Annotated in this window: 16 protein-coding genes and 1 pseudogene; 4 read left to right on the top strand and 13 right to left on the bottom strand. The window is 54.3% G+C overall.

Features of this window, described 5'->3' with window-relative positions:
• Nucleotides 1-7: 7 nt before the first annotated feature.
• On the bottom strand, nucleotides 8-2944 hold the full coding sequence (locus ACZ439_RS12500; RefSeq protein ID WP_464621047.1) for an ATP-binding protein: 2937 nt from the start codon (nucleotides 2942-2944) through the stop codon (nucleotides 8-10).
• 229 nt (nucleotides 2945-3173) lie between these two features.
• On the opposite strand from ACZ439_RS12500, the gene ACZ439_RS12495 reads away from it, so the two are divergent.
• Nucleotides 3174-4370 (top strand): EAL domain-containing protein, encoded by a 1197-nt coding sequence (locus tag ACZ439_RS12495; protein WP_464621046.1) that lies wholly within the window; start codon nucleotides 3174-3176, stop codon nucleotides 4368-4370.
• 48 nt (nucleotides 4371-4418) lie between these two features.
• On the opposite strand, the gene ACZ439_RS12490 is transcribed toward ACZ439_RS12495, so the two are convergent.
• Entirely contained in the window at nucleotides 4419-7439 is a 3021-nt protein-coding gene (locus tag ACZ439_RS12490) for a DEAD/DEAH box helicase (protein WP_464621045.1), read from the bottom strand.
• Nucleotides 7427-9031: an SWIM zinc finger family protein gene (locus ACZ439_RS12485; protein ID WP_464621044.1), complete on the bottom strand. Its 1605-nt coding sequence runs from the start codon at nucleotides 9029-9031 to the stop codon at nucleotides 7427-7429. Before ACZ439_RS12485 ends, ACZ439_RS12490 begins: the two co-directional genes overlap by 13 nt.
• A 192-nt stretch (nucleotides 9032-9223) precedes the next feature.
• Here ACZ439_RS12485 and ACZ439_RS12480 point away from each other — a divergent pair, with 192 nt between their 5' ends.
• Both ACZ439_RS12480 and ACZ439_RS12475 read left to right on the top strand, forming a co-directional pair.
• Nucleotides 9224-9517 carry a hypothetical protein gene (locus ACZ439_RS12480; RefSeq protein WP_054798637.1) on the top strand — a complete coding sequence of 98 codons (294 nt, stop codon included), beginning with the start codon at nucleotides 9224-9226 and terminating at the stop codon, nucleotides 9515-9517.
• An 11-nt stretch (nucleotides 9518-9528) separates the two neighbouring features.
• The gene (locus ACZ439_RS12475) at nucleotides 9529-9852 is read left to right on the top strand and encodes a 4a-hydroxytetrahydrobiopterin dehydratase (RefSeq protein WP_306439401.1); all 324 of its coding nucleotides are present in this window, start codon (nucleotides 9529-9531) and stop codon (nucleotides 9850-9852) included.
• 210 nt (nucleotides 9853-10062) lie between these two features.
• Here the strand turns inward: ACZ439_RS12475 and ACZ439_RS12470 are convergent, their stop codons facing one another.
• Complete coding sequence (locus ACZ439_RS12470) at nucleotides 10063-10623, bottom strand: nucleotidyltransferase family protein (RefSeq protein WP_054798636.1); 561 nt, start codon at nucleotides 10621-10623, stop codon at nucleotides 10063-10065.
• 18 nt (nucleotides 10624-10641) lie between these two features.
• The gene (locus ACZ439_RS12465) at nucleotides 10642-11124 is read right to left on the bottom strand and encodes a GNAT family N-acetyltransferase (protein ID WP_054798638.1); all 483 of its coding nucleotides are present in this window, start codon (nucleotides 11122-11124) and stop codon (nucleotides 10642-10644) included.
• A gap of 169 nt (nucleotides 11125-11293) precedes the next feature.
• Here ACZ439_RS12465 and ACZ439_RS12460 point away from each other — a divergent pair, with 169 nt between their 5' ends.
• Nucleotides 11294-12130, top strand: coding sequence for a sulfurtransferase (locus ACZ439_RS12460; protein WP_464621043.1), 837 nt, complete (start codon nucleotides 11294-11296; stop codon nucleotides 12128-12130).
• A gap of 465 nt (nucleotides 12131-12595) precedes the next feature.
• On the opposite strand, the gene ACZ439_RS12455 is transcribed toward ACZ439_RS12460, so the two are convergent.
• From ACZ439_RS12455 to ACZ439_RS12420, 8 genes and pseudogenes are all read right to left on the bottom strand, one after another.
• Nucleotides 12596-13816 (bottom strand): IS256 family transposase, encoded by a 1221-nt coding sequence (locus ACZ439_RS12455; RefSeq protein ID WP_127608444.1) that lies wholly within the window; start codon nucleotides 13814-13816, stop codon nucleotides 12596-12598.
• Nucleotides 13817-13982: 166 nt separating this feature from the next.
• On the bottom strand, nucleotides 13983-14192 hold the full coding sequence (locus ACZ439_RS12450) for an IS3 family transposase (RefSeq protein ID WP_464621128.1): 210 nt from the start codon (nucleotides 14190-14192) through the stop codon (nucleotides 13983-13985).
• Nucleotides 14193-15707: 1515 nt separating this feature from the next.
• Nucleotides 15708-16022, bottom strand: a pseudogene (locus ACZ439_RS12445) (transposase); the annotation flags it as partial.
• 183 nt (nucleotides 16023-16205) lie between these two features.
• Nucleotides 16206-17087: an IS3 family transposase gene (locus tag ACZ439_RS12440; RefSeq protein ID WP_464619852.1), complete on the bottom strand. Its 882-nt coding sequence runs from the start codon at nucleotides 17085-17087 to the stop codon at nucleotides 16206-16208.
• 41 nt (nucleotides 17088-17128) lie between these two features.
• Nucleotides 17129-17455, bottom strand: a complete 327-nt coding sequence (locus ACZ439_RS12435; protein ID WP_141334052.1) for a transposase — start codon at nucleotides 17453-17455, stop codon at nucleotides 17129-17131.
• A 54-nt stretch (nucleotides 17456-17509) separates the two neighbouring features.
• Complete coding sequence (locus ACZ439_RS12430) at nucleotides 17510-17833, bottom strand: hypothetical protein (RefSeq protein ID WP_464621042.1); 324 nt, start codon at nucleotides 17831-17833, stop codon at nucleotides 17510-17512.
• A 222-nt stretch (nucleotides 17834-18055) separates the two neighbouring features.
• Nucleotides 18056-18937, bottom strand: a complete 882-nt coding sequence (locus tag ACZ439_RS12425; protein ID WP_464619852.1) for an IS3 family transposase — start codon at nucleotides 18935-18937, stop codon at nucleotides 18056-18058.
• Nucleotides 18938-18978: 41 nt separating this feature from the next.
• Nucleotides 18979-19305 carry a transposase gene (locus ACZ439_RS12420; protein WP_141334052.1) on the bottom strand — a complete coding sequence of 109 codons (327 nt, stop codon included), beginning with the start codon at nucleotides 19303-19305 and terminating at the stop codon, nucleotides 18979-18981.
• Between the last annotated feature and the right edge of the window lie 59 nt (nucleotides 19306-19364).

Genomic DNA, 19364 nt, shown 5'->3' with positions numbered 1-19364 from the left:
CTGCGCGTCAAACCGTGCCTTGCTTCAGCGTCGGTTCAATCTGGATATGATCGCTGCCTGTCGTAATCGATTCAATCTCGATGCCGCTCTGGGCCAGCCGGCTGCGAATAAGGCTTTCGTCCTGCGGCGGGAAAATATATGCCGGGCGGCGATCGTTATGAAACATGAGATGCTCGGCGACCTGAAGCAGTTTATTTACGGTAAACGGCTTGCGCAAATATTTCTCCGAATCCTTCTCGTAATAGTCGTGCGGCGGCTCGAGCGCCGTGGAGACGATAACCGGCGTGCGGTGAAACTTGGGATGCCTGTACAGCTCGGTCAGGAAATCCCACCCCGATTGGGGCCCCTTTAAATGAATGTCCACGATGCACAGCCGCGGCGGATATTGATCGACGCGTTCCAGCGCAAGAAGCCCTTCTTCGGCGGAGCGCACGTGAATCGTCGGGATTTGCAGCTTCATCAAAGCGACTTGAATCAGCTTGGCGGCATTGTCATCGTCTTCCAGCAGCAGAATACTGCCTTCGGCATTTCCGACCTGATAAGCGTTCAAGGTAACGGTGAACACGCTGCCCTCTCCCATCGTCGACTCGAAATGGATGGAGCCTTGATGGGCGTCCATAATCTCGCGGACGATAGACAGACCGAGGCCGGTACCGCCGATCTGCCGCCGGTCGGAGTTATCTACGCGGAAAAATTTGGTAAACATGCTGCCCTTCGCTTCTTCCGGTATGCCAAGCCCGTAGTCCTGTACCTCGAAGCTGACGGTACTCCCGTTCTCGCGTATCGTGATGTCAACACGGTTCGCTTGGGGAGAATACTTGACGGCGTTGCTGATCAGATTGTGCGCCACCTGCATCAGCCGGTCGGCGTCGCCCCGCACCCACACCTCCCGTTCGGGTCTGTGCAGCCGGATTTCATGCGTTTGCTCCGCCTTCCATGGCTCGGCGACCTCCCGCAGCAGCGCGCCCAATTCGACGGGAACGAAATGATAGGCCTGTTTGCCGGATTCCATCCGCTGCAAATCCAGGAAGTCGTTAATAAGCGTGGACAAACGGCCCGCTTCCTTGTACACGGTTTGCAAATATTTGCGCTGCTTCTCCGGCGTCAGCTGGCGATGCAGCATAATTTCGATGAAGCCCAGCACGCTGGAAAGCGGCGTTCGCAGTTCATGCGAGACGGTGCTTATAAATTCGTTCTTCATCTCGTCGATTTTCTCTTCCTCCGTACGGTCGCGTACGACGAAGAGGAAGCCGGAATCGGGCCGTTTGGACGAATCGCCCATCTTCGTGGCGTACAATTCGACGTGGCGCATCTGGCCGTCGTCGGTCGTATAGAAGAAGCGTTCTGTAATATTATCCGTTCTGCCCCTCAGCAATCCTTCCACGGAAGACAAGATTTGGCCGCTCGTCGGGGTGTCGTTCCAAATTCGAATGGCCGTGACGATGGATTCCCCGACCTCATGCGAGATGTCGAGGAAGTTTTTCATGCGCTGATTAAGAAATAGGATATGACCATGCCTGTCGCACATGATCATGCCTTCGTGCGCGGATTCCAAAATGTTCTCGATCAAGTCGCGCTGCTCCTCGATCATCCGCTTCTCTTGCTGCAGTTGTTCGTTTAATTGCTCCAGCTTCACACTCTGCCGCCGGCGCGCCTCATTCGTTTGCTGCGCCATAAAGGCGAGCCCGAACTGGCGGATTAAGCCCTGAGCGAGGCGTACCTTCTGGTTGGAGGAGGACGTAAGGTAGCCGGTCAACAGCAGAAATCCGATGCTTTCCTGCCGGTCGTTCAGGAGCGGGAAATAATAATCGGCAGCTTGCCGAATGCCAAGGTGGAACCCGCGTTCCTGCTCGGACACGTTGCGGACCGATTCCAGCATCCGCTTCTCCAGCAGAACGCGTCGAGCGGTGCCGTATAATTCGCTTTGACGCGAAGCGGGAAGGCTGGACGGGTAGCCGATGGCGTAAATCGTTTCAAATAAAGGATTGCCCGCCGTATCGCTAGGATTATCGCTGTCGCTGTGGCCGCCTCGAGCTTCGTCCAAAGCCGCTTTATTGACGACGAGCATGGCGGCATCGAGCTGCAGCGTTTCGAGCAGGGCGGGCACGGAGGTGTTCAGGAACGCGTCCAAATGTGTAGCTCCGGTCAGCTTTTCCTGATATCCGGTAATGGCTTCCAGCTCGCGTTCGCGCTCGGACAGCTTCTCCAGCGTCGACTCTTGCTCTTCCTGCTGCGCGATGATTTCCTCGTTCTGCGTCTCCAGGCTCTCCGCCATGAAGCGGTACGTCTCCTCGCTGTGGCGCAGCGCCTTCTCGGCCCGGGCGGCGCGTCTGAAGATAATGACGGAGAGGATGACGGCAATAGCGTCGGCCGCGCCTCCGATCACAAGGATAATGCGCGCCAGACGTTTGGCGTTATGGGCCGATTGATGCGCGTCGAGGGCGATTTGATCGATTTCGTCCATCACCTTACCATGTGCGTCCCGAAACCGGTCCATATACGTCTTGCCGATCGATACGCTCTGTAGAGCGGTGTCTCTCCGGCCGTCTCTTATCAAATCAAGTTGCCCGGCGTAATAATCTTGCAGCTGCCGGATCGACGGAAGCGCCTCGACGGTCATCACAGTATCGAGACGATCGTATTGTTGTTGATAATCGGACAGCGCGCGGAGATCGAGCTCAAGTTGCGCCTTACCGGCATGATAAGGCTCCAGGAACTTGTCGTCGCCCGATATTTCGTACCCGCGCAAGCCCGTCTCCATATGAATGAAGTCGACCAGCAGATGTTCAGCCAGATTGTTCAGGGGAATGACTCCGCTGACGAGGTTCTCCAGCTTGGCTTCGGTATTGGCGGAGGCAATGAAGCTGGATACGCTGACCATCGTAACGAGGCAGACGATGATAGCCGAATAAACAATAGGCATCTTGGAGCGGAGTATATTCATTGCATAACCACCCCTGAGGTAAAATAAAAAGTCATCTCCCATTATTCGACAATTGTACAGCGAATTCCTCTCGGGTAGCGATTGCTTCATTTTGGAGCAACGCGCAGCTCCTGATTGCACGACGGCCGCCGCTGCTTTAGAATTAGTAATCATCATTGCATGTTATATTCTCTATCATAATTTGGTGAAATAAAATAACACATTCAGAGGGTGATGGAGGATGAAGAGTATGATCGACCCGGATCTGCGAGCACCGTTACCTCCTGCTGCCGAAACGTTTCCTTATTTCCAGCCGGTCTTGTCTTTGCAGACGCAGCGCATTATCGGATATGAGGCGCTCGGGCGCCGGGTCAGTCCCGGCATAGTACGCAGCCTGGGCCCCTTTTTTCAGAACACGTCGTACAGTGAAGCCGAGCATTTGCGGATCGATCGGATTATTCGGTCGCGGGCTATCGGGCGCATGGCGGATGCGGATTCCGATGCCAAACTGTTTATCAATCTTAAGCCGTCCTGGATCCATCGCATATACCGGGAGAAGCGAGAGCTGCCGACCTTGCAGATGATGAGGCGTCACGGGCTGGATCCTTCGCGCATCGTGATCGAAATTACGGAGGAGGATTTCACGGGCGGACTCGACGAGCTGTCGGAGATGATCGGGCAGTACCGCGAGGCCGGCTGTCTGATTGCAGTCGATGACATCGGCAGCGGTTACAGCAATTACGATCGGATCGCCAGTGTGAAGCCGCACATTCTGAAAATCGATTTAAAATTGTTGAAAAAAAGCGCCGTAGACCACGGATACAACGCCGTCTTGAACTCATTCTCCATTCTGGCCGCGCAAATGGGCGCTTCGCTGCTCGTGGAGGGGGTGGAAACGAAGGGAGATTTGAATCATGCCCTGCAGGTGGGGGCGCGCTACGTGCAAGGGTATCTGTTCTCGCAGGCTGAGGCGGACCTGCAGCAGGAAGATGCTTACGAAGGGCTGCTTCGGGAGAGTATCGCCGTGTTTACGCATAGCGAGCTGGACCGCCAGCACCGCTTGTTCGCGGCAACGGAAAGGTTGAGCGGCCTGGTGCCGTCTTCCGTAGAAATCCGTTCATCGGCAGACGCCGATGCGCTGATCGGCAAGCTGCTGCCGCACGTCGGTGCGAACGTGGTCCGTATATACATCTGCAAGGAAGAGGGGTTTCAGGTGTCCTCGAACTTCTCGCGCGAAGCGGACGGGAGCTGGAGCCGAGATGTTCGTTATCAAGAATCCAACTGGATCTGGCGGCCGTACTTCATCCCTACCGTGCTGCAAATGAAACACCAACGGCAGGGATGTCTGTCACAGCCTTATACCGATCTTGACAGCTCTCTGACCATGCAGACCTATTCGTGTCCGCTGGGCGGAGCCTGTTATTTGTTTTTTGATTTGACGATTTAACTGGGCGCACCAGGCGAAGGTACAGTCCCGTGCCCGGTCGCTGCCATTTTAATCGACCCATTCGCTCCGCAAAGCGAACAGCTCCTTCAGATCATCCGTCGACAGCTCGGTAATCCACTGCTCGCCGGTGCCTACGATTTGCTGGCTTAACCCGAGCTTCTTGTCGATCATCTCGTCGATCCGCTCCTCCAGCGTGCCCAGCGTTACAAATTTGTGCACCTGCACGTGGCGGGTTTGGCCAATCCGGAACGCCCGGTCGGTCGCCTGATTCTCGACGGCGGGGTTCCACCACCGGTCAAAATGAAAGACGTGATTGGCTGCAGTCAAGTTCAGCCCCGTCCCGCCCGCCTTCAGCGAAAGCAGGAAGATTCCCGCGTCGTCCGGATGGTCCGCCTCGCTCTCTTGGAACGCCTCGATCATCCGGTCACGGTCGGCTTTGGCGGTACCGCCGTGCAGGAACGGAATCGGCCGCCCGAATTCTTCCCCGAGCGCCTGCTGCAGCAAGTACCCCGTTTCGACAAACTGTGTAAAAATCAAACATTTATCGCCTTCCTGCCTCAGCTCGTGCACCATCTCGATCAACCGCTCGACCTTGTTCGAACGGTGTCTCCATGACAAGCGGGCCGCTTTCCCCGATTCGATCAGCCCGGGATGGTTGCAAATTTGCTTCAGCTTCGTCAAGGCGGCCAGGATCAGCCCCCGGCGTTCCATGGCCGTCAGCTTGTCGAGCCGCTCGAACATGTCGCGGATGTAGTTCTCGTAAACGCTCGCTTGCTCCGTCGTCAACGATACGTACGACTTGTATTCGTATTTATCCGGCAGATCGAGCTGGATGGACGGATCCTTCTTGACCCTGCGCAGCAGGAACGGACGAATAAGCCGCTGCACTTTAGCGATCAGCTCGGCGTCCTGCGTCCGCTCGATGGCGTTCACGTACCGATGGGTGAATTCCCGAAGCGTGCCGAGATAACCGGGGTTCAAAAAGTCGAATATCGACCACAGCTCGGTCAACCGGTTCTCGATCGGCGTCCCGGTTAACGCGATCCGGTGCCGCCCTTGCAGCGTACGGATGGAGGACGCCTGCTTCGTGTAGGCGTTCTTGATGTTCTGGGCTTCATCCAGGCAAATCGATTCCCATTCGATGGCGGCAAGCTCCGTTTCATCCAGGTGTGACAAGGTGTACGTCGTCAGCACGATGTCGCAATCCAGGCACGCCTCCATGAACGCGTCGCCCTTGGCGCGGTTCGGACCGTAGTGCAGGTGAACCCGCAGGTCCGGCGCAAAGCGCTGCAGCTCTTTCTGCCAATTCCCGAGCACCGAGGTAGGACAGATGAGCAGGGTAGGCATCGTGGCCGCGGCCGGCGCATGGCCGTTCGCTTCGGCGGCGATGCGCTGCTCGCGCAGATGGAGCAGGTACGTGATCATTTGGATCGTTTTCCCGAGCCCCATATCGTCGGCCAGGCAGCCGCCAAGGCCGCATTGCCGCAGGAAGAGCAGCCAGGAGATGCCTTCGATCTGATAAGGCCGCAGCGTGCCGCGAAACGAAAGCGGCGGTTCTTGCAGCGGCGGGCGCTTCGTATGATTCAGCAGATCGACCAGCTCCTGCAGCTGCTCGTTGAGCTCCACTTCCATATTCAGCGAGCGATGAAAATCGAGGTCTTCTTCGCCTTCGGAGGACCCTAGCAGATGCAGCTCCAGCACGTCCCGCAGAGAGAGGCCCTGCTTCTTCTGCACCTGATTCATGACCTGCTGCAGCTGCGCCAGATGAACCGGGTCAAGCTGCACCCATTGCCCGTTAATTTGCACGAGCTTGCGGTTTTGAGCGAGCAGCTCGCGGAATTCGTCCTCGGTCAGTTCGAGATCCCCCAGCGCGATTTTCCAGTCGAACTGCATGAGCTGGTTCAACCCGAGCATCGATTGCGGGCCGCTGCCGACCGACGATTTAATCTTCGCCTTGAGGCGCGGACGCCATTTGCGAATCCGGTCCCACCAGGCCGGCAGGAAGACGGAATAACCGGCTTCCATCAAGCGCAGGCTGCCTTGTGACAGCAGCTCCCACGCCTCGTCCGGCGTCAGCGTGCCGCGCAGCGTCTGGCCTTCTGCGGCCAGCCACGGCACCATCCGCGTCCACTTGGACGCATCGCGCACGGCGCGGCCGATATGCGGCCGCCACGCCTCCGGCAGCGCGCTTGCCGCCGCATCGGTTGGCGGCCACGCAGCCGCCCGGGCGGGCTCGGCCGCTGCTGCGCTTGCGGGCGCGCCGGCTGCTGCGCCGTCAGTCGCGCCTGCCGTCGCGGCGGTGTCTGCGGCTGCGCTTGCGGCCGTCCAGGTATGGATCGCGCTCGGCTCGAGCTCGATCACGTTCTCCTTGGCGCCGCGATCCTGCAGCACGACGCGCAGCGGCCAGTCGCCGCCCGCCTTGGCCGGCTCCTCAAGCTTCAGGCACGTGCGGAACGGCGTGCCGTCCGACTGCCAGCCGATGGACACGAGCCAGTCTTCTTCGTCCATCCAGACGTCGACGGACTCTTGGCCCCGCCGGAACAGCGGGAACGAACGTTCGAGGCGGTTGAGATGCTCGCGCATGACGCCGTCGGCTTCGATCCAGAGCGGAATGAGCCGTTCCATCCAATGCTGGGCGAGCGGAGAGGCCGCCCAAGCGGCGGCGTGTTCCGGCAACTCGAGCTTCCAGCCAAGCTCGCCGCTCTTCCATTTGGCGAAATCCGGCATAAAGCGTCCGGCGCGGAGCGCGTCCTTGACATAAGGAGCGAGCTTGGACAGCTCCGACAGCTCGGGGGTAAACGTTAGCCGCTGGTGCTGCACCACAGCCGGCGCGGCCAAATAGTCGAGCGCCTCTAAGGCGGGCAGCAGCAGGCCTTCTATTTGGGCCGACTCCGTCACCTCGATGAAGGTACCGTAGAATGATGGCTCATGCCAGGCGAAGAGCCAATCCCGCAAGTCGTAAGCATCGTAGATGCCGCCGTTGTAACGCGTGCCCCAGATGAAGAAATCGTCCTGCTGCGCCCAACGTATATGTACGCGGATCTCGGTCGTGTCGGTCATGGGATCCATTTTCCTTTCCGCAGCTCTTCCTGCAGCGCCCGCAGCCGCGAGTATTTCACGGCCAGGCGATAAATATATTCCTCCCAGACCGCGGGTCGCTCCAGTTTTTTATAGAGGGCGTTCAATTTTTTCAGCAGCCTCATGGCGTTCTGGTAGGCCGTTCGATTTTTCTCTGCGATACAACGCTCGACCGCCTGATGATAAAGCGGCAGTACAAGTGCCGGATCGTGATTCTCCACCGTTTGCAGGTCGGGCGAGTACAAGTTGAGCGGCGACACCCGGTTGGCCAGCTGCAGGTCGATCCATGCCCGATAGCGCCCGGCTTTCATCAGATAGGTCGTGTAGAACGTGTAGGTTCGCGGCAGAAGCGCCACCATCACGTGCACCCACTCGGCGTCGTTCGTCTGCCGCTGCACGGCCTCGATCCAGTAGTGGCAAAACTGCCGCAAGTCCTCCTGCTGCGCCTTCTGCATGACAGGCAGGAGCCAGCGCAGCCAAGCGAGCATCCGCTCCCAGGCTTCCTCTTGATAACAAGCGTGCAGGTACATGAAGAAGTCGCGCGGCTCCCGGCGGACGAGCCGATCCATCCGTTCGCGCGCGGCCCCGTCTCCTTCCTCCATGAGGGTAAAATGAGCCTCCGCAAGCACCAGCGCATCTTTGCGGCGTGCCGGCAGATCGGAGGCGGTGAGCAGCTTCTGCAGCCGTGCCCGTTCCTCCCGCAGCCACTCGCGCTCATCGGCCATCCGCCACCAGAGGCCGCGATAGACCGTCGACCACGACAACGGCGAATCTTTGCCGGTCAGCGCGGCCTCGGCGATCATCGCAAGCGTCTCTTTCCAGTAGGCCGGATATTTCTTGGCGATCCCGGCGATGTCCATCTCCGGAATAAGCTGCTGCATGTCCTCGTGGCATTGGCGCGCTACGGCTTTACAGCCGGTCTCGATATAGTAGGAGAGATAGGATGTCTTGGTATCCATATAAAATTGCTCGATCTTCCGCATGATGAACACAATCAGATGAAGCGCGTAAAGCTCCCGAAGCGGACGTTCCCAGGACTTCCCGTATGGCCTGAGCGATTCTTTCGCCGCACTGTGAAACAACTCGATCGATTGCTGCTGGTTCAGCGAAAATCCGTAAAATTGCTGGTCGAAAAACCGCTGCCAGTACCCCGGCGGTTGGTCCGGAGTCGGCGGATCGAGCCGATCCTGCCGCTTCTCGGCGGCCCGGGCGTTCGTTTGCTGTTTGGATTGCTGCTGCCTCGTGCGAACGTGAATCGCCTGCTTCAATTGCTGCAGCAGCAGCTCCGGGCGGCCGTGAGGCGTGAACAGCGCAAAGACGACCGCGGCTATATGCTTGCAATGATCGCCATCCGAGCAGCTGCACTCGCTTTTGTCGATCGCCTCGAGGTTTAAAATCACTTCATGCGCCTTCGCCTCGCGCACCAGCGCATGAATTTCGATGCCGTGTTTAAGTTCCGCATCCTCGACGCGGCGCTTGTGGAAATCTTCCCAGCCGCCGTCGAGCCGCTCGACGGTAAAATGATCGCGCAGATACCGGGCCAACGCGTTTATTCGATTTTTCGGAATCTGCAGCTTGAGCATCTGTTGCCCTCCGCTCGTTTTGTCTATCCTTATAGTGTACCAGATTTTGCATGCAAATGCGCGGGGGCCGCCTTTTCTCGGGAAGGGCGCATTCGGTTCTCGCCCGTTGCGGCGATATCCGCTTTACAGGTACAATAAGTACAAGGAGTCCGCGGAATCGTCTGCGGTTCGGCAAGGAAAGGATGAAGCGGCATGGGAGTTAAGTTCGGCAGAGAATACAAGGATATCATCACGGATTTTACGGATGCGCTGCAGTCGGCCTCCGGCTGTCACGATTTTCTCGAGATGTCGGCGGAGGATTGGGGAGAACTGGAGGCGGAGGAACGCGAGGCTTGCATGAAAACGCTTGCCGACGATTTGTTCTACGGTCTTGGCACGGAGGGTTCCATGCATGTCGGCAATTGTGTCGTCACTCACGATGCGAAGCGGCATATTATTCGCGTCGCTACCGGCGATTCGTTTACGCGTATTATTCATTTGGTGTGAGGGGGCGAAGGATGATGAAGCCGAAGCTTGCGGATGAGGCCTTTGTGAAAGCGCGGCTTGGCGAACTGCCCGGCTGGGGGCTGGAGGAGACGAAGTGGATCGTGAAGCGGTACCGGTTCCGGGCTTTCCTGGACGGGATCGCGTTCGTGCAGGAGGTGGCGCGGATCGCCGAGGAGGCGAATCATCATCCGCTGATTGCCATCGATTATAAAGTCGTCACGCTCAAGCTGACGACGTGGAGCGCCGGCGGTTTGACTGAGCTCGACCTGGAGTCGGCCGGTCGCTTCGATGCGGCGTATGCGGCCGTACGCGGCGAGGCGCAAGAGGGAGAGTAGGGCGGCTGTTGCCTGCTCTTTTTTTATATACTGCCCTTTCCATGAACGATGGATAATGGGCATAGGAACGCCGAATTTGCTCGGGCCGGAGCGGAGGCGCCGGGCAAGGGAGTGGAGACGGTAGAGCCGGAGCGCGCCGAGTCTGAGCTGATCCCTGTCTGTGCCGCCAAACACGTCCTCCGCCGCAAGCGGCGTTGGCAGAGCCCCCCCTCATCCCCGGTCTAGAACGCGAGCGATCCGCTCGCGTACGGGCATCGGCAGCTCCCGGCTTAACGCCTGACGCAGTCGATGAGGGCGGAGACGACCCTCTTGAAGCCAATGCTGCTCGATGCGATCGGCCTTGGGGCTTTTGCCCGGAATCAGCAAGTAGACGACGAACCATTCCTCCAGAGGCGTAAGCGGAATGGGGGAGGAGACCTCGGGGAGGCTGATGCTGCGGTCATCCTCGTTCCTGCGCCAATCGAGGCGGTACGTGCCGCTCTCATGCCGGATGCCGAACAGCCCCATCACGTCGACTTCGGCGCCGCAGATCGTGTAGTGGTAAAAGTACGTCGTGCAGAACGGCTCCTTCGGCGCGAACGCCGCGAAGCTGCCCTGCTGCCGAAGCAGTTCATGCGCCCGCTCGACATCGTTCGCGGCTACGAGCAGGTCAATGTCGTTCGGCCGCTCGTCCAAGCCGCAGACGGCCAGTAAGGAGGAGCCGCCGAGACCCCATTCGATGCGGTGTTCGTTCAGAACACCGGCGATCCGGTTTAACGCTTCCGTGTGCAAGATCAGCCCTCCCTTTCGTCAGCGTTCGTGCCAAACCATGCAGTAAAAGGCAGCCGGGCCGTTCGGCGTCATACGCTCATACGTGTCTGTAATTTCAAAACAGGCGCTTCGATAAGCGCGAATCGCCCGCTCGTTCCACGTGAGCACCTCCAGATCGATCTCGTGCTCCGGTTGAAGACGTCGCGCTTCTTCGGCGATCGCCCTGACGAATGCCGCCCCGTTGCCGCCGCCGCATCGGTCCGGATGCAAGCCCAGACCTAGACGCGTAACCCCGACGATGGGGAACAATTGAGCGAACCCGCACAGCTCTCCTTCCCGGTCCAGCACAGCGCGGTATTGTTCGTCGCGCAGCCGGGGGTCGGCGAACTCTTCCTGCAGCGAAACCATCAGCTCCCACGGCCGCCATTCGTAGATGTCGTAAGGGGCGGGATACCGCCAGGTGCAGATTTCGCGGCAATGTTCCGGCAGCAGGGGGGCGATCCGGTATAGGGGTTCAGACATGGCAAACAGCCGGCCTCCTTCGTACGAAACGGCGGTCTGCCGGTTTCCGCTATCGGCTTGTTCAGCCGCAAGATCGGCGCTTCGCAGCCCGTTCCGCTTTCGCCGGAGATCCGTTCCGTTGTATACTGATATCATACAGGAAATCATCCCTATAAAGGAAGTGATTGGCATGCAGCATGTGGTGAGCCAGGAGTGGTTGTTCGAACACGGTACAGATGATCAAGTGGTTATTGTGGATTGCCGATTCATATTGGGGAATCCGGAGGCCGGACGCAAAGCCTATGCGGCCGATCATATTCCCGGGGCCTTTTATTTGGATTTGGAGCAGGATTTATCGGGGCCGAAAGACGTACACGGCGGGCGGCATCCGCTGCCGGACCCGGATCAATTGGCAGTTAAGCTCGGCCAAATCGGGATCGACCGGAACACCCTCGTTATCGCTTACGACGATCAAGGAGGGGCGATGGCATCGCGGTTATGGTGGCTGCTCACCTACTTGGGGCATGACCGGGTGAGCCTGCTGGATGGCGGTTATACGCGGTGGAAGGAAGCGGGCTATCCGGTTACGGATGAGCCGCCGGTAGAGCATCCGACAGTATTCAAGCCGCAGCTTCGCCCGGAGCTGGTGCTGTCGATGGAGCAGGTGAAGGAGCGGATCGGACGTCCCGGCACCGTGCTGATCGATTCCCGCGAAAGCAGGCGGTATGAAGGAATCGAGGAAACGATCGATCCGGTGGCCGGCCATATTCCGGGCGCGAAGCAGCGCTTCTGGAAAGACAGCCTGGACTCCGCCGGACTGTGGAAGTCGGAGGCTGAGCAGGCGGAACGTTTCAGTGACCTGCGCGAAGCGCAGGAAGTGGTTGTGTACTGCGGCTCCGGCGTAACGGCGTGCCCGAACATCATTGCGCTGCAGCAGGCGGGCATCAAGAATGTGAAGCTGTACGCGGGCAGCTGGAGCGATTGGGTTTCTTACAAGGAGAATCCGGTGGTGACCGGGCGGGAGTAGAAGCGGAAAGGGCGCGCTGGATGCGGATTTGGGGGCTGTGACAGGTGGTGAACGAGTGACCTGTTGCGGCCCTTTTTGAGCTTTCCGTTCAACAGCTTGCAATCAAGAACCCGACGAAAACAGTTGTAGCAGCCTCGGAGCCAGCCACAGCGGGGCAATCGGGTCAGGTGGCTGTTGAATGAGTGGAAAGGTCAAAAGCATGATTCAGCCACAATCCCGGTAGGATGGTGCAAGGTGATAGCAGCGGGAGTCAGTCGCAGGCGTGCTGCTGTTAACATACGAATCGCTCCTCGAGTCTGTCAATAATTTTGTGTAATCTCTCTTTCCCGAGTCTAGTAACAGTGAGCCGCGGCTTGACTTGGAACCTCCGGCAGGCATGATGTCCTTGCGAAAGGGCGAATAGCTGAAGACTAATTCGCACCGGCATCCAGCCTATCATGCCTGCCCCTCCAAGTAAAGCCGCTTTTAACGTACTTGAACGCGTTCTGGATAGTATACCGTGAGTTGCAGCAAAATCTGTCCCCAGTTTTGCACGCGGCCCGTCCACCTTTTTAGTACGTCCATCGTGGAAAGATATAACATTTTTAAAAGCGATTCATCCGTTGGAAAAATGCTCTTGCCTTTCGTGACTTTGCGAAGCTGCCGATGGTAGCTTTCGATCATGTTCGTCGTGTAGATGAGCTTCCGAAGTTCCGGAGGATACTTGAAGAAAGTCGACAATTCATCCCAGTTCTGCCTCCATGATTTCACTAACAGGGGATATTTACTTCCCCAGGTCTCTTCAAAACGATCCAGCTCCAGCAGAGCAGCTTCTTCCGTAGCCGCCTTGTAAATGGGTTTAAGGTCAGCCGTCACCTTCTTGAGATCTTTGTAGGATACGTATCGCGTGCTGTTTCGAATCTGATGAATGATACATTTTTGAATCTCCGTTTGCGGGTAGCATGCAGAGATGGCCTGGGTGAAGCCCGTTAGGTTGTCTACACAGGCAATGAGAATGTCCTGCACTCCACGATTCTTGAGATCATTCAGTACGCTGAGCCAGAACTTGGCGGATTCATTCTCGCCAATCCAAATGCCGAGTACGTCTTTATTGCCTTCCAGATCAATCCCAATGACCATATAGGCCGCTTTGTTTACAATATGCCCGTCCTGCTTTACTTTAAAGTGGATCGCGTCCAAGAAGACAACCGTGTAGATGTTTTGTAGCGGCCGGTTTTGCCATTCCTTAATGATGGGAACAATTTTATTTGTAACGTTTGAAATGAGTGTAGGTGAAACCTCAACGCCATACAGATTCAGCAGGTGATCTTGAATATCTCGCGTGCTTACTCCCTTAGCATAGAGAGCCACAATTTGGTCTTCAATCCCTGTGACATTGGTTTGATGCTTCTTCACCACAACCGGATCAAACTCGCCCAAGCGGTCACGAGGCACTTGGATTTCAATGTCCCCATACTCCGAAGATACGGTTTTCTTGCTGTAACCATTGCGGCTGTTCTTTGTTTTTTTGCTTTTGGCATCGTAACGATCATACGCTAGCTGCGTATCCAACTCAGCTTGGAGCGCCTCTTCAAGTACGTCCTTAAACAATTCCTTCAAGGTTGTTTGAATGTGTTCAACCGATTGAAAGTTGTGTTCTTTTACAAACTCACGCAAATCCTTTTTGGTCCAAAACTTCTCGATCATGTCTTCGTACCTCCACCGGGTTTTCTATGATAAAAGTATGCCCATTTTTCCCCGGTTTAAGAGGTTACACGATTTATTTTACAGACCCCGCTCCTCTCAAAATGGGTGCAAAAAAGCCGCCAAAGCTGAACTGGTCAAGTCTTTGTAGACAGAGATATTAAAGCCGCTAAGCGCATTCATTCCTGTAGGGAATGGGTGCGTTGTTTTTTAATCTAGATTGAGGCCTTTCGTTATTGTGAAAGAGCGCATGAACATACACAGCCTCCCGTAGTTCCTCTGGACTCCTAGGGCGGTAGTCTACGTACAGCTCATTCTTAAACCAACCAAAGAAGCTTTCGACGGGGGCATTATCTAAAGGAGTCCCTTTACGAGACATACTCTGTGTAATTCCATGTTGCTCGAGCAAGCGCCCGTAGGCTATAGAAGTGTATTGATTTCCTTGGTATGATTGCGTCAGGGGCCAAATCGCTCTTTTTGGTGGAAAGCAGTCTTTGGAGTGGACGTATGACAAGCTCAAGATCGTTCCTGTCGCTGACTTCAAGTTCCAAAATCTCATTGTTGTAGAGATCAAGGAAGACAGACAAGTATTGAACGGTACCGCGACTATACAAGTATGTAACATCGGTAACGATCTTTTCCATGGGGCGTGTAGCAGTAAAGTTCCGATTCAGGACATTACCGACGGAATGATGCTCCGTTCCTACTCTGTGGTTTTGCTTTTTTCGAAGCCTTGCCTGAATTCCTAGCCGCTGCATGGCCTTGAGTACACGTTATTTACTTGTCCACCAGCCATCCTTGCGAAGTCGATCCGTGACACGCCTGTAGCCAAAGCTTGGTCGGATGGAGTGAACCGCCTCGATTCTTTTCATAAGCGACTGCTCCTCCACCTGCCAACGATTTGGTTTTCCCCTTCGAGCAAGCCATTTGTAATAACCCGACTTGGAGACACACGGCCATGTTACAAAGCATGTTTATGCTCAATTCGGAGGACAGTTCCCGGATGGATTCATACGCAGTTCTTGTGATGACTTGAACTGGAACTAGACATCCCCCCTTAGATAATTTTGGAGTTTTTTTAATTGCGCGATCTCCAATTTTAGTTTCGCGTTCTCGTACTGTAATCGTTCCATCTCGGAAGTGAAGGTCGTCTTAGGTCTGCCCTTCGCTTTAGGCTGTAAGCCGCTCGCACCATGCTCGATATAGATTGTCCTCCAACTACGGATAAGCCATGGTTCTAATTGGTGCTGGACAGCCAGTATTTCTATGGATATGCCTTCTTTAAGATGCTTGCTCCACAAGGCTTACTTTAAACTCCTGCGAATGTTTACGATGGTTGGATCCTTTTTTGGACATGAAAAAACAACCCCCTATGTAGACTTTTTCGGCTTTTTAATGCCATGTCTACATAGAGGGTAGCAGTTCAAGCTAGGCGGCGGTAATTCTGTGCATTTATAATAATTATAAATTTGGGTAATCCAAGCGGACAAGGTAATCTACGTATTGTTTGAAGAAAGGTACTAAGCTCCCTCGAAATGATTCAGTTTCCTCACTCAGACTCATGAATTCGCAGGATTTCACCCTGTATTAAGTGTGAGGTCAAAGAATATACAGAGGAGCCGGTAGCCGGGGACAGTAGAAAGACATGCGGGAACAAAGGTGTCGGAACCAACACCATATCGTTCCAATATGTGCACGTCTCCACGTATCCCTAGCGATTTTCACTCCCATGTCTCAACGGGTCTAAGCCCTTTCATTCCTTCGTCACATCTTACTAAGGGGTGGAGGTCGGTCTTTCTAACGGAACGGGTCAGAGCCCTTTTGCTTAATGTCTTCCGATACTCCGTGCTTCTTGATATCCTGCGAATGCATGAGTCGGTGAGGTGGATTAAACTTAGGCTGCTTGCGGGAATACTTTGGTCGAGTCGTAAGATTCACTGCTCTTAGCTAGCCCAACAAGCATGCGGGCTACTTTACCACACAATTTCATGATCGATTTCATCTTTTTTAGCTTCTTTACTTCAACATTAAAATGGTGTAGGGCACGAACATCTGGATTGGTCATGACCATACACATCGTCATTAGATAGAGAAACCGCCGGAGACGTGGGCGGCCTCGCTTACTAAGCGCCATTTTACCACGCCACTTACCGGAACTCGCCTCAGTCAAATTAAGCCCGGCATGTCGTAACGGTTTAAACCCGTAACTTTAGAGTCTTACACCCTTATTCTCACGATTTCGTAATTTCTTATTGATTTACGTCGTTACCGCCCTTGACATGGAGCCTCCAGGGGGCATGATTTTTCGCGATAGGGCGATGCGGATCACACATGCATCGCGAGGCTAACAAGCCTATCATGCCCCACCCCTCCATGTAAAGGGCTTTATCCATCATACCTTAATCACAAGCGGTTTTATGGCTTGCTTATGCATAGCTTGATGAAACTCGTGCGGGGACAGATCATACAAACTGCCATGGATACGCCGCTGATTATAAAACAAGAGGTAGTCAGATACGATGCGGTATGCATCCTGATAACTTTCAAATTCATGTCTGGAAAGACATTCTTGTTCTAAAATGGCATGGAATGCTTCGATATGCGCATTTTTATTCGGCGTTTTCGGAGGAATCCGTTCATGTTCTACACAATACTCCAAGCATGCTTCTTCAAAAGCATGGCTGATAAATTGCGGGCCGTTATCGGTACGAACCACTGGCAGTTGATCTTTCTCAAAGAGCTGCCGTTTCCATAACGCTCTCTGCAGGATCTGCGCGGCATGCTTCCCTTCGCAAGAGAGGCCCATATGGTAGTCGATAATCGATCGGTCGTAGACGTCAATCAGGCTGAGCAAGAAAAAGAAACGCTGCTCTGCTGCAATATAGCCGTATTTCACGTCCATCTCCCAAAGCTGATTCGAAGCGCGGATCTCACGGTTGTTCGCCAGCTTTCGGGGATATTGGATTCGCTTCCGACGTTGTGGCTGCAGGATGCCCAGTTCCTGACACAGCCGGTATACTTTTTTCTTGTTAATGATCAGCCCATACTGTCGTTTCAGGCATATGGTTAATTTACGGTAACCGTAAGTCGCTTCTTCCCCGGCAATAAGCTCCAGCAGCCATTCCTTGATCTGCTCGTCGCTGACGGGACGCCGCTTATGATCCAAGGAAAAGCCGGGAAGCGGCCGTCCGCCGTTATACACTCGCTCTTGCTTGAAATGTTTCTTACGGTAATAGTATGTCGCTTCACTGACGCCGACGATTCGCAGCACCACTGCAGCTTTATATCCCCGCGCAATCCATTTGTCGGCAATCTCTATTTTGTCCGATAGGCGGGGTTCACCTTTTTTACGAGATCACGAAGAATCGCAATCTCCAGATCCTTCTCGCCCAACAGCTTTTTCAATTTGTCGTTTTCCTGCTCTAATGCTTGAAACTCTTTAGATGATGGAGTGTAGGCTGCAACTTTTTTGGATTCTGGTGATGTGTTTTTCCAGTTTGCATGCTTCGATTGACGAATCCAACGAGCGAGCATTTTCCCGTCTATTCCATGTCGTCTTGCAACTTGACTTGCATTGCCTGCTTCTAAGGCCTCTTGGATGAGCTGCTGTTTAAATTCGATACTGTAACTCTTGCGCTGCATCTTTGATCCCTCCACTTTCGTTCATTCATATTGTACTGGATAAGGATAAAAGACTCAAAGGTAATTATGGGGCTTTAGAGGTAACAAGGCATTTCCATGTACATACCCACATAGGTCACCGGTTTCTCCAAGTACACCAGCCAAGCTGGTTGCATTCAGCCCCTGAATTTCAAGTAGCTTCTGGGCATAGGGAATACGCTTTAGGATGAGATTGAGTTCATGCTCGATCTGTTCAAGCTGGCGCTGCGCCAAGTCATATTCCTCAAGCAGATGACCTAAATGAAGTTTGTATGCGTGTAGTGCCTGTGTGGCGCCAACACTGCACTTTGCTAGTGCAATGAGCTGCTCTGCCCGCTTCACTCCGGCATGACGCTTCACATACTGCTTCCAACCGGCAAGCGGTTTAAACCCGTAACTTTAGAGTCTTACACCCTTATTCTCACGATTTCGTAATTTCTTATTGATTTACGTCGTTACCGCCCTTGACATGGAGCCTCCAGGGGGCATGATTTTTCGCGATAGGGCGATGCGGATCACACATGCATCGCGAGGCTAACAAGCCTATCATGCCCCACCCCTCCATGTAAAGGGCTTTATCCATCATACCTTAATCACAAGCGGTTTTATGGCTTGCTTATGCATAGCTTGATGAAACTCGTGCGGGGACAGATCATACAAACTGCCATGGATACGCCGCTGATTATAAAACAAGAGGTAGTCAGATACGATGCGGTATGCATCCTGATAACTTTCAAATTCATGTCTGGAAAGACATTCTTGTTCTAAAATGGCATGGAATGCTTCGATATGCGCATTTTTATTCGGCGTTTTCGGAGGAATCCGTTCATGTTCTACACAATACTCCAAGCATGCTTCTTCAAAAGCATGGCTGATAAATTGCGGGCCGTTATCGGTACGAACCACTGGCAGTTGATCTTTCTCAAAGAGCTGCCGTTTCCATAACGCTCTCTGCAGGATCTGCGCGGCATGCTTCCCTTCGCAAGAGAGGCCCATATGGTAGTCGATAATCGATCGGTCGTAGACGTCAATCAGGCTGAGCAAGAAAAAGAAACGCTGCTCTGCTGCAATATAGCCGTATTTCACGTCCATCTCCCAAAGCTGATTCGAAGCGCGGATCTCACGGTTGTTCGCCAGCTTTCGGGGATATTGGATTCGCTTCCGACGTTGTGGCTGCAGGATGCCCAGTTCCTGACACAGCCGGTATACTTTTTTCTTGTTAATGATCAGCCCATACTGTCGTTTCAGGCATATGGTTAATTTACGGTAACCGTAAGTCGCTTCTTCCCCGGCAATAAGCTCCAGCAGCCATTCCTTGATCTGCTCGTCGCTGACGGGACGCCGCTTATGATCCAAGGAAAAGCCGGGAAGCGGCCGTCCGCCGTTATACACTCGCTCTTGCTTGAAATGTTTCTTACGGTAATAGTATGTCGCTTCACTGACGCCGACGATTCGCAGCACCACTGCAGCTTTATATCCCCGCGCAATCCATTTGTCGGCAATCTCTATTTTGTCCGATAGGCGGGGTTCACCTTTTTTACGAGATCACGAAGAATCGCAATCTCCAGATCCTTCTCGCCCAACAGCTTTTTCAATTTGTCGTTTTCCTGCTCTAATGCTTGAAACTCTTTAGATGATGGAGTGTAGGCTGCAACTTTTTTGGATTCTGGTGATGTGTTTTTCCAGTTTGCATGCTTCGATTGACGAATCCAACGAGCGAGCATTTTCCCGTCTATTCCATGTCGTCTTGCAACTTGACTTGCATTGCCTGCTTCTAAGGCCTCTTGGATGAGCTGCTGTTTAAATTCGATACTGTAACTCTTGCGCTGCATCTTTGATCCCTCCACTTTCGTTCATTCATATTGTACTGGATAAGGATAAAAGACTCAAA

This window comes from Paenibacillus sp. JCM 9796, from assembly GCF_055379675.1.
This window is presented reverse-complemented; position numbering and strand designations above follow the sequence as displayed.

Bases quoted from the DNA above. Each gene is read 5' to 3' on its own strand.
- ACZ439_RS12485 (WP_464621044.1), bottom strand. From the start codon at position 9,031: ATGCTCAAGCTGCAGATTCCGAAAAATCGAATAAACGCGTTGGCCCGG.
- ACZ439_RS12495 (WP_464621046.1), top strand. From the start codon at position 3,174: ATGATCGACCCGGATCTGCGAGCACCGTTACCTCCTGCTGCCGAAACG.
- ACZ439_RS12435 (WP_141334052.1), bottom strand. From the start codon at position 17,455: ATGCAGCGCAAGAGTTACAGTATCGAATTTAAACAGCAGCTCATCCAA.
- ACZ439_RS12450 (WP_464621128.1), bottom strand. From the start codon at position 14,192: ATGTCTCGTAAAGGGACTCCTTTAGATAATGCCCCCGTCGAAAGCTTC.
- ACZ439_RS12460 (WP_464621043.1), top strand. From the start codon at position 11,294: ATGCAGCATGTGGTGAGCCAGGAGTGGTTGTTCGAACACGGTACAGAT.
- ACZ439_RS12500 (WP_464621047.1), bottom strand. From the start codon at position 2,944: ATGAATATACTCCGCTCCAAGATGCCTATTGTTTATTCGGCTATCATC.
- ACZ439_RS12475 (WP_306439401.1), top strand. From the start codon at position 9,529: ATGATGAAGCCGAAGCTTGCGGATGAGGCCTTTGTGAAAGCGCGGCTT.
- ACZ439_RS12480 (WP_054798637.1), top strand. From the start codon at position 9,224: ATGGGAGTTAAGTTCGGCAGAGAATACAAGGATATCATCACGGATTTT.
- ACZ439_RS12465 (WP_054798638.1), bottom strand. From the start codon at position 11,124: ATGTCTGAACCCCTATACCGGATCGCCCCCCTGCTGCCGGAACATTGC.
- ACZ439_RS12490 (WP_464621045.1), bottom strand. From the start codon at position 7,439: ATGGATCCCATGACCGACACGACCGAGATCCGCGTACATATACGTTGG.
- ACZ439_RS12455 (WP_127608444.1), bottom strand. From the start codon at position 13,816: ATGATCGAGAAGTTTTGGACCAAAAAGGATTTGCGTGAGTTTGTAAAA.
- ACZ439_RS12420 (WP_141334052.1), bottom strand. From the start codon at position 19,305: ATGCAGCGCAAGAGTTACAGTATCGAATTTAAACAGCAGCTCATCCAA.